The 15,251-nt window shown below is 65.2% G+C and carries 12 protein-coding genes; 7 read left to right on the plus strand and 5 right to left on the minus strand.

Features of this window, described 5'->3' with window-relative positions; all coding sequences use genetic code 11:
- Window positions 1-31 precede the first annotated feature (31 nt).
- Window positions 32-1,255: an SLC13 family permease gene (locus BraRD5C2_RS08865; protein ID WP_223967906.1), complete on the plus strand. Its 1,224-nt coding sequence runs from the start codon at window positions 32-34 to the stop codon at window positions 1,253-1,255.
- Between the two features lie 123 nt (window positions 1,256-1,378).
- Window positions 1,379-1,813 (plus strand): hypothetical protein, encoded by a 435-nt coding sequence (locus BraRD5C2_RS08870; protein WP_223967907.1) that lies wholly within the window; start codon window positions 1,379-1,381, stop codon window positions 1,811-1,813.
- Window positions 1,814-2,056: 243 nt separating this feature from the next.
- On the opposite strand, the gene BraRD5C2_RS08875 is transcribed toward BraRD5C2_RS08870, so the two are convergent.
- Window positions 2,057-2,275 carry a hypothetical protein gene (locus BraRD5C2_RS08875; protein ID WP_223967908.1) on the minus strand — a complete coding sequence of 73 codons (219 nt, stop codon included), beginning with the start codon at window positions 2,273-2,275 and terminating at the stop codon, window positions 2,057-2,059.
- 250 nt (window positions 2,276-2,525) lie between these two features.
- Window positions 2,526-3,464: a GlxA family transcriptional regulator gene (locus BraRD5C2_RS08880; protein ID WP_223967909.1), complete on the minus strand. Its 939-nt coding sequence runs from the start codon at window positions 3,462-3,464 to the stop codon at window positions 2,526-2,528.
- Window positions 3,465-3,593: 129 nt separating this feature from the next.
- On the opposite strand from BraRD5C2_RS08880, the gene BraRD5C2_RS08885 reads away from it, so the two are divergent.
- Window positions 3,594-4,280 carry a DJ-1/PfpI family protein gene (locus BraRD5C2_RS08885; protein ID WP_223967910.1) on the plus strand — a complete coding sequence of 229 codons (687 nt, stop codon included), beginning with the start codon at window positions 3,594-3,596 and terminating at the stop codon, window positions 4,278-4,280.
- 393 nt (window positions 4,281-4,673) lie between these two features.
- Here the strand turns inward: BraRD5C2_RS08885 and BraRD5C2_RS08890 are convergent, their stop codons facing one another.
- Complete coding sequence (locus tag BraRD5C2_RS08890) at window positions 4,674-5,084, minus strand: NADH:ubiquinone oxidoreductase subunit NDUFA12 (protein WP_223967911.1); 411 nt, start codon at window positions 5,082-5,084, stop codon at window positions 4,674-4,676.
- Window positions 5,085-5,350: 266 nt separating this feature from the next.
- Between BraRD5C2_RS08890 and BraRD5C2_RS08895 the strand changes: the two genes are divergently transcribed.
- On the plus strand, window positions 5,351-5,929 hold the full coding sequence (locus BraRD5C2_RS08895; RefSeq protein ID WP_223967912.1) for a BA14K family protein: 579 nt from the start codon (window positions 5,351-5,353) through the stop codon (window positions 5,927-5,929).
- Between the two features lie 52 nt (window positions 5,930-5,981).
- Here the strand turns inward: BraRD5C2_RS08895 and BraRD5C2_RS08900 are convergent, their stop codons facing one another.
- Window positions 5,982-6,878: a DMT family transporter gene (locus BraRD5C2_RS08900; RefSeq protein WP_223967913.1), complete on the minus strand. Its 897-nt coding sequence runs from the start codon at window positions 6,876-6,878 to the stop codon at window positions 5,982-5,984.
- A 180-nt stretch (window positions 6,879-7,058) separates the two neighbouring features.
- Between BraRD5C2_RS08900 and BraRD5C2_RS08905 the strand changes: the two genes are divergently transcribed.
- Both BraRD5C2_RS08905 and BraRD5C2_RS08910 read left to right on the plus strand, forming a co-directional pair.
- Entirely contained in the window at window positions 7,059-7,463 is a 405-nt protein-coding gene (locus BraRD5C2_RS08905; protein ID WP_223967914.1) for a response regulator, read from the plus strand.
- A 19-nt stretch (window positions 7,464-7,482) separates the two neighbouring features.
- Window positions 7,483-9,720 (plus strand): CHASE3 domain-containing protein, encoded by a 2,238-nt coding sequence (locus BraRD5C2_RS08910; RefSeq protein ID WP_223967915.1) that lies wholly within the window; start codon window positions 7,483-7,485, stop codon window positions 9,718-9,720.
- A gap of 6 nt (window positions 9,721-9,726) precedes the next feature.
- On the opposite strand, the gene BraRD5C2_RS08915 is transcribed toward BraRD5C2_RS08910, so the two are convergent.
- The gene (locus tag BraRD5C2_RS08915; protein ID WP_223967916.1) at window positions 9,727-10,620 is read right to left on the minus strand and encodes a DMT family transporter; all 894 of its coding nucleotides are present in this window, start codon (window positions 10,618-10,620) and stop codon (window positions 9,727-9,729) included.
- A gap of 831 nt (window positions 10,621-11,451) precedes the next feature.
- Between BraRD5C2_RS08915 and BraRD5C2_RS08920 the strand changes: the two genes are divergently transcribed.
- Window positions 11,452-15,225, plus strand: coding sequence for a vitamin B12-dependent ribonucleotide reductase (locus tag BraRD5C2_RS08920; RefSeq protein WP_223967917.1), 3,774 nt, complete (start codon window positions 11,452-11,454; stop codon window positions 15,223-15,225).
- The last annotated feature ends 26 nt before the right edge of the window (window positions 15,226-15,251 follow it).

Raw genomic sequence — 15,251 nt, forward strand, 5'->3', positions numbered from 1 at the left:
GCCACCGGGCACTCCAGCCATCGAGATCGTCTTGTTCACGCCCATCCTCGTCTACGGTATCCCGCTCGAATTCATCCTGTTTGCGCTGACGCTGCTCGGCGTTGCGATCTTCCATCACCATACGCTCGCCGTGGCGTTGACCGGCCTTGCCACGATCGTCGCCTACAAGCTGATGTTCACGGGCTTCGCAAGGTTCGGCACGGGCCTGCCCGGCCTCGTGCACCAGATGGAGCATGAGTGGGTCACGCTCGCGAACCTGTTCCTGCTCCTGATGGGATTTGCGCTGTTGTCGCGGCATTTCGAGGAAAGCCGCATCCCGGACGAGATGCCGGCGCTGCTGCCCGATGACTGGAAAGGCGGACTGATCCTGCTGGTGATCGTGTTCGTGCTGTCGGCTTTCCTCGACAATATCGCGGCGGCGCTGATCGGCGGCACCGTCGCGCGTTCTGTGTTCCGCGGCCGAGTCCATATCGGCTACCTCGCGGCCATCGTTGCCGCATCCAATGCCGGCGGCGCCGGCAGCGTCGTCGGCGACACCACGACCACGATGATGTGGATCGACGGCGTCAGCCCGCTCACCGTCGTCGACGCCTATGTCGCGGCCATCGTGGCGATGCTGGTGTTTGCGGTGCCGGCCTCGTTGCAGCAGCACCGCTATTCCCCGATCGTGAAGAACGCGCCGTCCGGTCTCGCGATCGATTGGTCGCGGGTTGCGATCGTCGCGGTGATCCTGCTCGCCGCGCTCTCGGCCAATGTGACCGCCAATCTGAAATTCCCGGCGCTGCTCGATGCGCTGCCCGTGCTCGGGCTCGCGGTCTGGGCCGCGATCCTCGTCACCTCCCTGCTGCGGCGGCCGGATTGGTCGGTGATGCCCGAGACGTTCAAGGGCACCGTGTTCCTGCTCGCGCTGGTGACGGCGGCCTCGATGATGCCGGTGGAGACGCTGCCGGCCGCATCATGGCAGACCGCACTCGGGCTCGGCTTCATCTCGTCGGTGTTCGACAACATTCCGCTGACCGCGCTGGCACTTAGGCAAGGCGGCTACGATTGGGGCTTCCTCGCCTACGCGGTCGGATTTGGCGGATCGATGGTCTGGTTCGGCTCGTCCGCGGGCGTTGCGGTGTCCAACATGTATCCGGAAGCCAAGTCGGTGGTCCGCTGGATCACCCAGGGCTGGCCGATCATGGTGGCCTACGTCGTCGGCTTCTTCGTGATGCTTACTCTGCTCGGCTGGCATCCCGACGCGCCGCACTGACGCAAATGCAGAGTCCGCCATGCTGCGACGCACAATTTAATTGCTTCAAACTTGTGGAAAAGCGAGACAAATCCGTTGACATTGCTAAACTCCATTCGCCGTAACAACTTATGGAGCGTTCGCATGAGTGTCAGTGCAGAAGTCCTCGCCCGCGCCCCGCTGGAACAGTTGCAGAGCGAAGTCGACACGATGACTTCGCCTCGACCACGCAGCAACGTCAGACCTCTCTCACCGATGCCGGACTACGTCGAGCACCGCAACGGCGTCAACGAGGTTGGCAAGCTATCGGCCGAGGCGGTCGTGCGCGAATACGAAGCGGCGGTCAAAGAGATCGAGGCCCTTGGAACGGAACTGCAAGCGGCTGCCAAGAACTGTGAGGCAATGGTGGCAGGCGTCCATGAGATGATCGCGGAAATCAAGGAGTTCGCCGCGGGTTACCGCGACCAGGGCAAGCGTTTCTTCCTGCAGATCGAAGCCGTTTCGTTGATGACCACGGAGGTCAGGAATACCTGCGAAGCACTCAAGAAGAAGATCGCGACCGACACATTGGGCAATTGATATTTCGGCTCGCACACGTTTCGTGCTCAGCCATCCGTGGATTCTTGGGCGTGCATAGGTTAAGGCCTGCGCTATTCCGGCGCGGCGGAACCGTTAGTTCTATTCGAGACCAAGTCGTTCGGGATTAAGTCGTTCAACATCAAGTGGTTCAACATCCGGCCCCGCTTCGGCGGGGCCTTTGTGCTGCGGTGAACTCTGCGCGCGGCGTGTCCGCGATTGGGCCGGATCTGCGTCGATGACCGCTTAACGCACGTCAGGTGCGCGCTCAGCCATGTCCGTCGCCGGAGGCAAGGCTGAAATCGGGGACCAGCGGTCGCTGAAATCCTTGGCCGGGAGCGCGTCCGTGTCGGAGACGACGACACCCTCGGTCCGGGGCAGGTGCGACCTGATCGTCGCGGCGGTTGCAGTGACAGCCAGCAGGGTGACGGCCACGAACCCGGTAATCGTTCGATGCTTTGTCATGTGGAACCTCCTCGGGTCCGCAACGCCCCACCTAACGTGGGTCACAGGAACCTTCGCGCCGGTTCATCGGTGCAACGACTGAATGAATCGCGTGAGATCGGACAACGAGCTTGTCCCAAACTCAAATTGCCGCTGCCGGCAGCGCCGGTGAGCTTGGCGACGGCCCCTCATCGGCGGCCGCGTTCGCTTCGCCGCTGGAATGATCACCCAATCTTTCCAACAACGCGCCGGGGTTCCGCGCGTCCACGACCTACCCGGCGCGCGACGCCCGGCGCAGCGATTGCGGCGGCTGGCCGAAGGCGCGGATGAAGGCGCGGCGCATCCGCTCCGGATCGCGGAAGCCGGTGATCTCGGCGACGCGTTCGATCGCCTCGCCCGACGACTGCACGCGCTGCCGCGCCACTTCGATCCTCAACCGCTCGACCGCTTTCGACGGCGTGGTGCCGGTCTCCGCGATGAAGGCGCGGGTGAAATGGCGCGAGCTCATCCCGGCCTTGTCGGCGAGATCCTCGACCGTCAGCGGCGCGTCGAGATGCTCGCGCGCCCAGGCGAGCAGCGGCCCGAACCGGCCGTTCGGCGCCTTCAATTCCAGCAGCGAGGAAAACTGCGACTGCCCGCCGCTGCGCCGATGATACAGCACGAGCTGCCGCGCGGTTTTCTGTGCGACCTCGTCGCCGTAGTCTTCGGTGATCATGGCGAGCGCGAGATCGATGCCGGCGGTGATGCCGGCCGAGCTCCAGATGTTGCCGTCGCGGACGAAGATCTGGTCCGGCTCGAGCTTGACCTTCGGATAGGTCTTCACGAAATGCGGCGTGCGCTGCCAATGCGTGGTGGCACGGCGGCCGTCGAGCAGACCGGCCTCGGCCAGCACATAGGCGCCCGAGCAGACGCTGGCGACGCGGATGCCGCGGCTCGCCATCCGCCGCACGAATGACAGCGTGATCGGACACGTCGCCGGCGTGCGCACGCCGTTGCCGCCCGCGATGATCAGCGTCGTGATCGCCGCCGACGGCTTGAAGCCGCGCGCCAGCATCTCGACGCCGGACGAAGAGCGCACCGGCCCGACCTTCAGCGCGATCGTCTTGATATCAGGCGGATTGTTGGCGAAGCGTGCCGCGATCTCGAACGCCGCGATCGGGCCGGCTGCGTCGAGCAGCTGGAAGTCGGGAAAGATCAGGACGCCGATCATCTGCCAAATCCTCGCAATGCCGAATACCGGGAGATGGCGTCGACGTCCGAAAATGAGGGAATTACGCCATTTTGGACAGGAGGCCACCATGGCATCGTGGTTCCGTCAAGCGCTATTTGGAGACCTCCGATGTCCGAACCCCTGCAGATTGGATTGCTCGTCTTCCCGAAGGTGACCCAGCTCGACCTGACCGGCCCGCTGCAGGTGTTCTCCTCGGTCCCCGGCGCCAAGGTGCATCTGATCTGGAAACGGATCGAACCCGTTCCGACCGACTCCGTCATGATCCTGACGCCGACCACGACCTTTACCGACTGTCCGCAGCTCGACGTGATCTGCGTGCCCGGCGGGTTCGGCACCGACGACATGGTCGGCGACGAGGAGATGCTCGGCTTCCTGCGCAAGCAGGCCGAAGGAGCGAAATACGTCACGTCGGTTTGTACGGGCTCGCTGGTGCTCGGCGCCGCCGGTCTGCTGAAGGGCTATCGTGCCACCACGCATTGGAGCGCGATCGATTTCCTGTCGAGCTTCGGAGCCATCCCGACCAAGACGCGCGTCTGCGTCGACCGCAACCGTTTCACCGGCGGCGGCGTTACGGCCGGCATCGATTTCGCGCTGACGCTGGTGTCCGAACTCGTCGATCGCAAGACCGCGGAAGCGATCCAGCTCAGGCTCGAATACAACCCGGCCCCGCCGTTCAATGCCGGCTCACCCGATACCGCGCCGGCCGAGATCCTCGCCTCCATGAAGGAGCGGATGGGACCGGCACACGCGCGCCGGGGCGAATTGATGAGCCGCGCCGCGGCACGGCTGTCCTGACCCGATCGTGAGACCAAAAAGATCGTGAGACAAAGAAAAAGGCCGCCCGGTTTCCCGAGCGGCCCTTCCTGTCTCACGGCAGCCTCACATTTGCGGGCGATTTCCGGACGTCTGCACCGGGGGCCTATCTCCCGGCCGCATCCAACTCGGAGGCCGCTGCTCATCGGGACAGTCGCGATCTGGAGCCCGATCCGACGCGATGGTTTCCCATCTCCGTAAGATGGCTTCATTGAGCCGCGAAGGCGCGCACAGCGCAAGCGGACAGCATCGCATGCGGCGCACCTGTCCCCGCTGTTACCGTTGTTCACAGGCGCGCTTGCGCTGCCACAGGCGCGTGTGCGACGCACGCGCGGTGTTACGCGCGCGCGCATCCGAAACAACAATGCGTGAAGCTCAGCTTCCCGGCGTCCAGGCGTGATAGTCGCCGGTCGCCTTCGGGCGGCGGCCGCTCGCCAGCGTCGAGCCGGACGGACGGTAAGCCTGCGCGGTGCCGGTCATGTTCGGCAGATGCGGCTTTTCCCATTCCCGCGGCGCGTACTTCTCCTCGGTCGGGGGCACATCAACGGTGTGATGCAGCCAGCCGTGCCAGCCGGCCGGAATCCGGGACGCTTCGGCATAGCCGTTATAGATCACCCAGCGGCGCTCGAAATGCAGCGTCGGATCGATCTCGCCACCCTTGGTCCGGTAGTAGCGATTGCCCTGCTCGTCCTCGCCGACCAGCTCGCCGTAGCGCGAGGTCCAAAATTGCGTGCCAAAGGTCTGGCCGTTCCACCAGGTGAAGAATTTCAGCAGGAATTGTTTCATGCGTGGCCGGTCGTCGGTTCGAGGCAGTCTGGCTCTGATGCCACCTGAATCTCCAAATGTCCAGCCGCCGCCAAGGTAGCCCGGCACTCCCGGCAGAGACCGGGATGCGGGCCCTTTGGCGACCAAATGACGCGGTCACGAGGAGTTTTGTTCACCTGCCATACATGCGCCGCCGGTCAAGCAAAGATGACGGACAATCAATGTGGAACGCGGGAACGTCCGACCGCAGAGTTGGTTAGACATTGTCCGTTTTGATGGAGTCCAAAATGATCAATATGAAGGTTCTGAGCACCGCCGCGGCGCTGGCGCTTGCGCTGCCGTTGGCTGTGGCGCCGACCATCTCGTTCGCCCAGTCTGCCGCGCAGATGGGCGCGATGGGCGGTGGCGGTGGTGCTCGCGGCGGCGGCGGCGGTGGCGGTGGCCATGTCGGCGGCGGCGGTGGTGGCTTTGGCGGCGGCCGTGGTGCCGCGATGGGCGGTGGCGGCGGCGGTCATTGGGCCGGTGGCGGTGGCGGTGGCGGCGGCCACTGGGCCGGTGGTGGCGGCGGCGGTTGGCGCGGCGGCGGTGGCGGCTGGCACGGTGGCTATCACCGCGGCGGCGGCTTCTGGCCGGGCGCGGTTGCCGGTGCAGTCGTCGGCGGTGCCCTCGCCTCGGGCGCGTATTACGGCGGCTACGGCCCCGGCTACTATGACGACAGCTACGGCTATTACGACGACAGCGCGCCTGTCGCCGTCGAGGCCGCGCCGGGCGGCGATGCGAGCTACTGCGCGCAGCGCTACAGGTCCTACGATCCGGCCTCTGGCACCTATCTCGGCTTTGACGGCCTGCGGCACCCCTGCCCGTAATCACGGCCTGAATCTTTGAGTTGGCGAAGGGCGGCGGCAACGCCGCCCTTTTTCATGTCCGCAACGCCACCGCGACGGCCGCGAACGTCACCACCAGCGCCGCGACGTCGCTCGTGCTGAGCGGCTCGCGCAACATGGCCGCTGCCGCCAGCACGCCGACGACGGGCACCAGCAGCGTGCCGATCGACGCGGTCGCCGCCGGCAACCGCTCCAGCGCCGCGAACCAGCAGACATAGCAAAGACAGAACTGGATCAGCGTCATGTAGACCATCGACGCCCAGCCGAGTTGCGACAGCGCCGCAAGCTGCGGCTGCTCGATCAGGACGCCGGCGATTGCGATCGGCACGCAGCCGATCGCGAGCTGCCAGGCGGCGAGCGACAGCGGTGGCATTGGGAGCTTGAAGGATTTGGTCAGCACCGTGCCAAGCCCGACGCAGAGCGCGCCCGCGAGCGCGAACAGCAGGCCCGGCAACTTGCCGAGGCTCGCGTCGAGGCCGCCGCCGCCGATCAGTGCGGCGATGCCGGCAAGCGCCACGCCAAGCGCGAGCGCACGCGGCAGCGACACGCGCTCGCCGAGCACCGGCCAGGCGACCAGCGCGACCCACACCGGAATCGAGATCCCGAGCACGGCCGCCTCGCTGGCCCGCAGCCAGATCAGCGCCAGGCCCATCGACGCGACCCAGCCGCCGATCGACAGCGTCGACACCAGGGCGAGCCGCAACCACATGCCGTCAGGGACGCGCAGCGTCTGTCCGCGTACGACCGCCACCAGAGCGAGTGCGATCGCGCCGACCACGCCGCAGAGCCCGCGCGACGACAGCGGCGGCCACTCCGTGAGCAGGAACTTCATGATCGGGAAATTGAGACCCCAGCCGGTCGATGCGACCACCAGGAATGCGAGACCGAGCGGTGACAGCGGGGCGCGGCCGGCGACTGGAACTGCGGTCATGGACCCGTCGTAATGTGGGCGGACAAATACAAGTGATGGTGTCAGGGCTAGCTGGAAATCTGCTTGTCAGCAAACAGCATATGCATTCTATGATACAGACTTTCCATCCAGGTTCCGCCTTAATCGGCAGACGGGCCAAGCGAGTCGACGGCACGCAAGGCCGCAGGAAGAGGATGCATCGTGCCGAGCGTTCTCGTGGTCGATGACGACCCGATGGTGTGCGTCGCCATCGAGGTGTGTTTGCAGCGCCAGGGCTTCGACGTCACCGTCGCGGATGGCGGTGAATCGGGTATGCGCGCGCTGGACAAGGCGTCGTTCGACGTCATGCTGGTCGACGTCTTCATGCCGCATATGCGCGGTTTCGAGGCGATCCGCGTCTTCCACGAACGCGCGCCCCATATTCCCGTCATCGCGATGTCCGGCTATGCCTTCGCCAATGCCGACCGGGCGCCGGATTTCCTGCGGATGACGATCGAGCTCGGCGCATCGGCCTGCCTGCGCAAGCCGTTTACCCCGCAGGCGCTGGTTGCCGCCGTTAACGAATGTCTTGCGAAGTCTGCTCCTTCTGCTCGTCTTTCCAAATAATTGCTCGTACTAATCGTCGATGGCTTCCCAGCGTCTCATCCTCGGCAGCGGCCTTGCGATCCTTCTCGTCATCAGCGCGGCGTCGATCGGGCTGGACGTCAAGTCGCGCAGCGAGATTGATTCGGTCGATCACGCGCTCGGCATCCTCAAGCGCATTTCGGACGCGCGTTCGCTGCCGCGCGGCGTCGAGAGCGCAGCGCGCGGGTTCGCGCTGACGGGCGATACGTCCTTTGCCGACGAGTTTCGCCAGCAGAGCACCGCCCTCACCGCCGCCTTCGACGATTTGATGGCCGCGGTGAAGTCGGCCCCGGAGGAAGCGCAGCTGATCGCGGGCACCAAGGGACAGGTCGAGCGCGCCATTGCGCTCGGCGCCGAACTGATCAGGTTGCGGACGGCGGGCGACACGGCCGGCGCCGCGGCGCTGATCTCGGCGGACGAGAGCCGCGCGCTGATGGACAAGGTCGGTACGGCGCTCGACCGCCTGGTCACCGAGGAACGCCGCCTGCTCGGGATTCGCACCGAACAGTCGAAGACCAATGGCCGGCTGTTGCTGGCGGTCGACCTTGCCGGCGTGGTGATGATCCTCCTGCTCGCGGTCGCGCTGACGCTGGCGGCCCGGCGCGCCAGCCGCGAATTGCAGGGCGTGCTCAGCGCGACCAAGGCGACCAATCTGTCGCTCGAGGGCAAGGTGGCCGAACGCACCAAGGACCTCGGCGCCGCCCTCGAAGGGCTCCGCCGCTCCACCTCGGTAATGGAAACCACTTTCCGCACCATGGCTGAGGCGGTGCTGGTGATCGACGCCGAAGGCATCGTGCTGCTCTCGAACCCGGCTGCCGAGAAGATGCTGCGCTATAAGCCCGGCATGACGGTCCGCCAGCTGCGCGCCATGAGCAACGTGTTCCAGGCCGACGGCGTCACGCCGATGCAGGCCGATGACATGCCCTCGGCCAAGGCGCTGCGCGGCGAGGAATTCGACGGGCTGGAATTCGTCGCCCGGCCGGTGCGCGGCGCGCCGGAGATTCACCTCGTGGTGTCGGGCCGGCCGTTGCGTGACGGCGACAGCGCCATCACCGGCGCGGCGCTGATCTATCACGACATCACGGCCTCGCGCGAAACCGAGCACAAGCTGCAGCAGGCGCAGAAGCTCGACGCCATCGGCAAGCTGACCGGCGGCGTCGCGCACGACTTCAACAACATGCTGACGGTGATCACCGGCACCACCGAGACGCTGGTCGACAGCCTGCGCAGCCAGCCGAAGCTTGCGCAAACCGCCGAGCTGATCGACCGCGCCGCCGAGCGGTGCCGCGAGCTGATCCAGCATCTGCTCGCCTTCGCCCGCCGCCAGCCGCTGGAGCCGCGCACCGTCGACATCAACGGCACCGTGGTCGATATCGCCAAGCTGCTGCGGCCGACGCTCGGCGAGCAGATCGAGATCGATCAGGTGCTCGCGCCCGATGTCGCCAGCGTTCACATCGACCCGTCGCAGCTTGCCAACTCGCTGCTCAACATGGCGATCAACTCCCGCGACGCGATGCCGAACGGCGGCAAGCTGCTGTTCGAGACCAGCAACATCGTGCTCGACGACGCCTATGCGGCTGTCAATCCCGACATTACGCCGGGCCGTTACGTGCTGCTCGCGGTTAGCGACACCGGCACCGGCATGTCGCACGCGGTGCAGGACAAGGTGTTCGAGCCGTTCTTCACCACCAAAGAGGTCGGCAAGGGCTCCGGCCTTGGCATGAGCATGGTGTACGGCTTCGTCAAGCAGTCCGGCGGCCACATCAAGATCTACAGCGAGGAAGGCCACGGCACCACGATCAAGCTTTATCTGCCCCCTGCCCGCGGCCAGGTCGAGGTCGAGGCGCCTGCACCGGAGCCGCCGCGGCGCGGCAGCGAGGTCATCCTGGTCGTTGAAGACGACCAGCTGGTGCGCAATTACGTGGTCACGCAGCTCGGCGCGCTCGGCTACAAAACCATTGCCGTGCCTGACGCCCGCGCCGCGCTGGCGCTGGTCGACAAGGGCGAGAAGTTCGACCTGTTGTTCACCGACGTCATCATGCCCGGCGGCATGAACGGCCGGCAGCTCGCGGACGAAGTGGCAAAACGGCGGCCCGGCATGAAGGTGCTCTACACCTCAGGCTATACCGAGAACGCGATCGTGCATCACGGCCGCCTCGACGAAGGCGTGCTGTTATTGGCAAAGCCCTACCGCAAGGCGCAGCTCGCCAGCATGCTGCAACAGGCGCTCGGCGAGTGAGGCGAGCTACCTCGTCGCCAGCGCGACGCCGGCGAGCGTGAACAGCAGCGCTGTGATCTGGGTCGGCCCGAGCGGCTCGTGCAGCGCGACGGCGGAGGCAATCACGCCGATCACTGGCACCGCCATGGTGCCGATTGCCGCCACAGAGGCCGGCAGGCGGGCGAGCGCGGCAAACCACGCCACATAGGCGACGCAGAACTGGATCAGCGTCGAATACGCCAGCAGCCACCAGCCGACCGTCGTGACGCGGTCGAGATGCGTGGTCTCGATCATCAGGCCGATGATCGCGATCGGCACGCAGCCAAGGCCGATCTGCCAGGCCGCAGCCGGGATCGGCGGCATCACCAGCGGATATTTCTTCGCCAGCACCGTGCCGAGCGCAAAGCCGAACGCGCCGCCAAGCGCCATGATGATTCCCGGCAGCTTGTCCTTGCTCGCGGAAATCCCGTTGCCGCCCATGATCGCGGCAAGCCCCGCGAATGCCATCACCAGCGCGATGGTCCGCAATAGCGTCGGCCGCTCGCCGAGCACCGGCCAGGCCAGGAGCGAGGCCCAGACCGGCATGGTGTAGGCAATCAATGCGGCCTCGCTCGCCGGCAGCCACAACAGCGCGAGCCCCATCAGCACCATCCAGCCGCTGACGTTGAGCGCCGCATACAGCACGAGGCGCGGCCACAGCCTTGCCTCGACATGCAGGCTCTGGGCGCGGAGCAGCGCGAGGGCAGCCAGCAGCACGGCGCCGATCACGCCGGTGATGCCGCGCAGGGTCAGCGGCGGCAGCTCGCTGAGCAGGAACTTGGTGGACGGCCAGTTGAACCCCCAGCCCACCGAGGTGATGGCGAGGAACATCAGGCCGGCGGGCGCAAGGCGCGTCCGCCCGGAAGGCTTCGGATCTGTCATGGAACCCGGCAAGGGTGTGAAGAGCAAAGGTCTGAAGAGGAGTGAGTCGGCCGCAGCTTGCCCGCGATTTTGTCGCCCGACCATCACGCCTCTGACATGCCTGATCCGTAGTTTGCCCGTAGGGTTACGTGAGTCCCCAAAATTCAATCCGCCACGGCGAATAAAAACTTCGCCTGTGAACAGCGGGGCGAACCTCCAATCCACAGGCGGAGTGAATTTTTTTGGCTTGGGAATCCCTGAGGACTCACCGATAGTTGGCTCGATCACAGGCGCGGCACTGACCCCTGTTATCCCCCTCCGTCCACCATATTTAGTGTTTGATTCAGAAACTCGTACTAGTCCTTGACGGGCGCAACGGACATGGCCTAGCTTTCAACCTGTTCGGCGCGAGTGTGTTTGGGTCCCCGCCGGTCGCTCCCACAAGGGTTCCAAAATGACCACTCCGCCAGGCCTTCGGGCCGCGGGTGAAGGGCTTGTCTGCCCTGATTTTGGGCCGCTGTAGGGACGACAGAACGGGCCGAGAAGGACCCGGAAACAGAGGCCGTAACCGGCCCACGAGAAGCGTACGCGTGACGTGTCGCGTGAGCGTTTGGGGCGTTGAATGCATGACCCGGAGGACCCGACCAGTCGGGCACCGCCGCGGGACCATGCCGCCGCTGGATCGGGTCAAACCGGCGCCTGGCGGACGAGAGAAAACAGGCCGGATCCACCGGCTGAGCTGCGGATGACGGGAGGCGTGCTGACGCGTTCTCCCAAAGTCCGCGAACAGATAACATTCCGGCAACCTGCGAATAACGTGGGGCCGGGCAGAAGAAGAGACGGGGCTCGACCATGCAGATCCAACGACGCAACACCACCAGCGGACAATCTCCCTACGCCGGGATCAATTTCCGCCTGACCACATCTGAGATCCGCAACCCGGACGGCTCGGTCGTGTTCCGCGCCGAGAACGTCGAGGTTCCGGAGTTCTGGTCGCAGGTCGCCTCCGACGTGCTGGCGCAGAAGTACTTCCGCAAGGCCGGCGTTGCCGCGCGCCTGAAGAAGGTCGAGGAAGAGACCGTGCCGTCCTGGCTGTGGCGTTCGGTGCCCGACACCGACGCACTCGCCACCCTGCCCGAGAACGAGCGCATCGTCGGCGAGACCAGCGCCAAGCAGGTGTTCGATCGCCTCGCCGGCTGCTGGACCTATTGGGGCTGGAAGGGCGGCTACTTCTCGACGGAAGAAGATGCCCTCGCCTTCTTCGACGAGCTGCGCTTCCAACTCGCCAAGCAGATGGTCGCGCCGAACTCGCCGCAGTGGTTCAACACCGGGCTGCACTGGGCCTATGGCGTCGATGGTCCCGGCCAGGGCCACTACTACGTCGACTGGAAGACCGGCAAACTGACCAAATCGAAGTCGGCCTATGAGCATCCGCAGCCGCACGCCTGCTTCATCCAGGGCGTCGGCGATGACCTCGTCAACGAGGGCGGCATCATGGACCTCTGGGTGCGCGAGGCGCGCCTGTTCAAGTATGGCTCCGGCACCGGCTCCAACTTCTCGAGCCTGCGCGGCGAAGGCGAAAAGCTGTCCGGTGGTGGCCGCTCGTCCGGCCTCATGAGCTTCCTCAAGATCGGCGACCGCGCCGCGGGCGCGATCAAGTCGGGCGGCACCACGCGTCGTGCGGCCAAGATGGTCGTGGTCGATGCCGACCATCCCGATATCGAGACCTATATCGACTGGAAGGTGAAGGAGGAGCAGAAGGTTGCGGCGCTGGTCACCGGCTCCAAGATCAACCAGAAGCACCTCAAGGCCGTGATGAAGGCCTGCGTGAACTGCGAAGGCAGTGGCGACGATTGCTTCGATCCCGAGAAGAACCCGGCGCTCCGCCGCGAGATCAAGCTCGCGCGCCGCAGCCTCGTGCCCGACAACTACATCAAGCGCGTCATCCAATTCGCCAAGCAGGGCTACAAGGACATCTCGTTCGACATCTACGACACCGACTGGGATTCCGAGGCGTACCTGACCGTCTCCGGCCAGAACTCCAACAACTCGGTGTCGCTGAAGGATGACTTCCTGCGCGCAGTGGAAACCGACGGCGACTGGAACCTGGTCGGCCGCACCACCAAGAAGGTGACGAAGACGCTGAAGGCGCGCGACCTCTGGGAGAAGATCGGTTACGCCGCCTGGGCCTCCGCCGATCCGGGCCTGCACTTCAACACCACGATGAACGACTGGCACACCTGCAAGGCGTCCGGCGACATCCGCGCCTCCAATCCGTGCTCGGAATACATGTTCCTGGACGACACGGCGTGCAACCTCGCCTCGGCCAACCTGCTGACGTTCTACAGCTCGACCACCAAGCGGTTCGATATCGAGTCCTACGAGCACCTCTGCCGGCTCTGGACCATCGTGCTCGAAATCTCCGTGATGATGGCCCAGTTCCCGTCGAAGGCGATCGCCGAACTCTCCTACGAGTTCCGCACGCTCGGCCTCGGCTTCGCCAATATCGGCGGCCTGCTGATGACCATGGGCCTGCCCTATGACTCGAAGGAAGGCCGTTCGCTGTGCGGCGCGCTGACCGCTGTCATGACCGGCATCTCCTACAAGACCTCGGCCGAGATGGCGGCCGAGCTCGGCACCTTCCCGGGCTACAAGAAGAACGCGGCCCACATGCTGCGCGTGATCCGCAACCATCGCCGCGCCGCCCACGGTGAAAGCCGCGGCTATGAGGCGCTCGCCGTCAATCCGGTGGCGCTCGACCACGAATCGTGCCCGCAGGCCGACATCGTCGCGCATGCCAAGCTCGCATGGGACGACGCGCTGGCGCTCGGCGAGGTCAACGGCTATCGCAACGCCCAGACCACGGTGGTGGCGCCGACCGGCACCATCGGCCTTGTGATGGATTGCGACACCACCGGCATCGAGCCTGATTTTGCGCTGGTGAAGTTCAAGAAGCTCGCCGGCGGCGGCTACTTCAAGATCATCAACCAGGCGGTGCCGGCGGCCTTGCGCGCGCTCGGCTATCGCGAAGCTGATATCGCCGAGATCGAGGCCTACGCCGTCGGCCACGGCTCGCTGTCCAATGCGCCGGGGATCAACGCCTCGACGCTCAAGGCCAAAGGCTTCACCGATGAAGCCATCGCCAAGGTGGAAAAGGCGCTGCCGACCGCGTTCGACATCAAGTTCGCCTTCAACAAGTGGACTTTTGGCGAAGACTTCATTCGCGACACGCTCGGCATCGGCGCGGAAGCGATTGCTGCGCCGGGCTTCGACCTGCTCTCTGCGGTCGGCTTCTCCAAACGTGAGATCGAAGCCGCCAACGTCCACATCTGCGGTGCGATGACGGTGGAAGGCGCGCCGCACCTGAAGGCCGAGCACTACCCCGTGTTCGACTGCGCCAACCCCTGCGGCAAGATCGGCAAGCGCTACCTGTCGGTCGAGAGCCACATCCGGATGATGGCGGCCTCGCAGCCGTTCATCTCGGGCGCGATCTCCAAGACCATCAACATGCCGAACGACGCCACGGTGGAGGACTGCAAGTCCGCCTATTTGCTGTCGTGGAAGCTGGCACTGAAGGCCAACGCGCTGTACCGCGACGGCTCAAAGCTGTCGCAGCCGCTCAACTCGCAGCTCATCTCCGACGATGAGGACGAGGACGATGCGGTGGAAGCGCTCTACGAGAAGCCGATGGCGGCGCGTGCCGCCCATGTCTCGGAGAAGATCGTCGAGAAGCTGGTCGAGCGCATCATCGTGATGCGCGAGCGCGAGAAGATGCCGGATCGCCGCAAGGGCTACACCCAGAAGGCGGTTGTCGGCGGCCACAAGGTCTATCTCCGTACCGGCGAATATGACGACGGCCGGCTCGGCGAGATCTTCATCGACATGCACAAGGAAGGCGCAGCACTTCGCTCCTTCATCAACAACTTCGCAATCGCGGTCTCGCTCGGCCTACAATACGGCGTGCCGCTCGAAGAGTATGTCGACGCCTTCACCTTCACCCGCTTCGAGCCCGCGGGTCCGGTGCAGGGCAACGACTCCATCAAGTACGCGACCTCGATCCTCGACTATGTCTTCCGCGAGCTCGCGGTGAGCTACATGAGCCGCTTCGACCTCGCCCACGTCGATCCGAACGAGTCTGGCTTCGACGCGCTCGGCAAGGGTGTCGAGGAAGGCAAGGAGCCGGATGAGGCTCCGACCCACCAGGCGACCAAGTACGTGTCGAAGGGCCTGACCCGTTCGCGCACCGACAACCTCGTCGTCATGCGCGGCGGCTCGGCCGCGGTCAGCGGCAACGCCGACAACGCCCCCGCCGGCGGCAGCCGCGTCACGGCTCTCGCCCCGCACGGCGCCACCGCCCGCGGCGTCTCCGACACCATCGAGGGCGCGGTTGCGCTGAAGCAGGAGGTCAGCCACGACCTCTCGCCGACCGAGAAGCTCGAGGCGCTGAACTGGAGCAAGCCCGGCACCGCCGCAGCCGCCGCCCCAAGCAAGGCCGAGCGTCGCGCCGAAGCCAAGGCCAAGGGCTACGAGGGCGAGATGTGCTCGGAGTGCGGCAACTTCACGCTGGTGCGGAATGGCACCTGCATGAAGTGCGATACTTGCGGCAGCACGACGGGGTGTTCGTGAAGCCTCAAAAGTAAATCGAGAAGAAG

This window comes from Bradyrhizobium sp. RD5-C2, assembly GCF_019972155.1.
Lineage (GTDB): Bacteria > Pseudomonadota > Alphaproteobacteria > Rhizobiales > Xanthobacteraceae > Bradyrhizobium.